Source organism: Ruegeria sp. HU-ET01832 (assembly GCF_040371315.1).
Taxonomy (GTDB): domain Bacteria; phylum Pseudomonadota; class Alphaproteobacteria; order Rhodobacterales; family Rhodobacteraceae; genus Ruegeria; species Ruegeria lacuscaerulensis_A.
Genome location: NZ_BAABWL010000015.1, coordinates 1 through 2,500 on the forward strand (window position 1 = coordinate 1; position 2,500 = coordinate 2,500).

A 2,500-nucleotide genomic window follows, 5' to 3' on the forward strand; every position below is an offset into this window, starting at 1 on the left:
TGGTTGCGGGAGCAGGATTTGAACCTGCGACCTTCAGGTTATGAGCCTGACGAGCTACCGGGCTGCTCCATCCCGCGTCAGAGTCAGATTTGTATCATCGTTTAGAGAGATGTGTGGGCTTTTTCTAGGTTTGGCGGTGACCTACTCTCCCGGGGCTTAAGCCCAAGTACCATTGGCGCGGCAGTGCTTAACTTCCGGGTTCGGGATGGGACCGGGTGTTTCACTTGCGCTATGACCACCAAACCGAGGAAAAGCCCATGTCGACTTTCTTGCTGTGCAAGAAAGCGACGAGGTGGCAAGCAGCGTCTTTTGCTTGCAAAAGGCGCGTTGCCACTCGGTTGTAGTTATCAATCAACAGTGCCGTTTGCGTTGGCACGCGCTGTCCATGTTTACTGAGGTGTATGTTTTTGATTTGTCTTTCCATTACTGGATCAAATCAAGCCTATCGGGCGATTAGTACCGGTCAACTGAACGCATTACTGCGCTTACATCTCCGGCCTATTGACGTGGTGGTCTTCCACGGCCCTCAGGGAGACCTTGTTTTGAGGGGGGCTTCCCGCTTAGATGCCTTCAGCGGTTATCCTGTCCGATCATAGCTACCCAGCACTGCCGTTGGCACGACAACTGGTCCACCAGTGGATCGTTCACCCCGGTCCTCTCGTACTAGGGGCAACTCCTCTCAAGTCTCCTACACCCACGGCAGATAGGGACCGAACTGTCTCACGACGTTCTAAACCCAGCTCACGTACCTCTTTAAACGGCGAACAGCCGTACCCTTGGGACCTGCTCCAGCCCCAGGATGAGATGAGCCGACATCGAGGTGCCAAACACTGCCGTCGATATGGACTCTTGGGCAGTATCAGCCTGTTATCCCCGGCGTACCTTTTATCCGTTGAGCGATGGCCCTTCCACTCGGGACCACCGGATCACTATGGCCGTCTTTCGACTCTGCTCGACTTGTCAGTCTTGCAGTCAGGCTGGCTTCTGCCATTGCACTCAACGAGCGATTTCCGACCGCTCTGAGCCAACCTTCGCGCGCCTCCGTTACGCTTTAGGAGGCGACCGCCCCAGTCAAACTACCCGCCACGCAGGGTCCCGGATCCGGATAACGGACCGCGGTTAGACATCAAGAGTGCGAAGGGTGGTATCTCAAGGGAGGCTCCACAGGTACTTGCGTTCCTGCTTCAAAGCCTACCACCTATCCTGCACATCACAATCCTGATGCCAGTGCGAAGCTGTAGTAAAGGTGCACGGGGTCTTTCCGTCTAACCGCGGGAAGCCTGCATCTTGACAGGCAATTCAATTTCGCTGAGTCGATGTTGGAGACAGCGGGGAAGTCGTTACGCCATTCGTGCAGGTCGGAACTTACCCGACAAGGAATTTCGCTACCTTAGGACCGTTATAGTTACGGCCGCCGTTTACCTGGGCTTCAATTCAAGGCTCTCACCTCTCCTTTTAACCTTCAGGCACCGGGCAGGCGTCAGACCCTATACGTCGTCTTGCGACTTCGCAGAGCCCTGTGTTTTTAATAAACAGTCGCCACCCCCTGGTTTGTGCCCCCAGCCCCTAGTTGCCTAGGAACCGGGCCTCCTTCTCGCGAACTTACGGAGGTATTTTGCCGAGTTCCTTCAACATCGTTCTCTCAAGCGCCTTGGTATGCTCTACCAGTCCACCTGTGTCGGTTTAGGGTACGGTCTGATGGAGGGCTATTTCCAGGAACCACTCAGCAGCCCAATCAATCCGATAAGATTGAACTACACCTGTGATCCGTCACATCCTCCTGGCCTAGGAATATTAACCTAGTTCCCATCGCCTACGCCTTTCGGCCTCGGCTTAGGGGCCGGCTTACCCTGCTCAGATTAGCTTTAAGCAGGAACCCTTGGACTTTCGGCGAGAGTGTCTCTCACACTCTTTGTCGCTACTCATGTCATCATTCTCACTAGTGATCTCTCCACGGGATCGCTCACGCGCCCGCTTCATCGAAAGCCTCTCTCCTCCAATCTGCCCGAAGGCATGAAGGAGGAATGAGACTATGTCACACTACGCTCTGCTACCGATGCTTACGCATCCCTAGACTTCGGCTCATGGCTTGAGCCCCGTTACATCTTCGCCGCAGGACAACTTATTTAGACCAGTGAGCTGTTACGCTATCTTTAAAGGATGGCTGCTTCTAAGCCAACCTCCTGGTTGTTTTGGTCGTCCCACCTGCTTTCCCACTTAGCCATGAATTGGGGGCCTTAGTCGTAGGTCAGGGTTGTTTCCCTCTCCACTACGGACGTTAGCATCCGCAGTGTGTCTGCCATCTAGTACTCCCGGGTATTCGGAGTTTGGTTAGGATCAGTAAGCCTGTGGGGCCCCATTACCCATCCAGTGCTCTACCCCCCGGGGTATTCGGATGACGCTCTACCTAAATAGATTTCGCAGAGAACCAGCTATCTCCGAGTTTGATTGGCCTTTCACCCCTAGGCACAGCTCATCCCGATCCTTTTCAACGGATGTG

At 54.3% G+C, this 2,500-nt stretch carries 1 tRNA gene and 2 rRNA genes (1 of these 3 cut by a window edge); all 3 read right to left on the reverse strand.

Annotation, left to right across the window (positions count from 1 at the left end):
- A tRNA-Met gene (locus ABWV79_RS22210) sits at nucleotides 1-77 on the reverse strand.
- A gap of 51 nt (nucleotides 78-128) precedes the next feature.
- Nucleotides 129-243 (reverse strand): 5S ribosomal RNA (rrf, locus tag ABWV79_RS22215).
- A gap of 189 nt (nucleotides 244-432) precedes the next feature.
- Nucleotides 433-2,500 (reverse strand): 23S ribosomal RNA (locus ABWV79_RS22220); it runs 759 nt beyond the window's last position.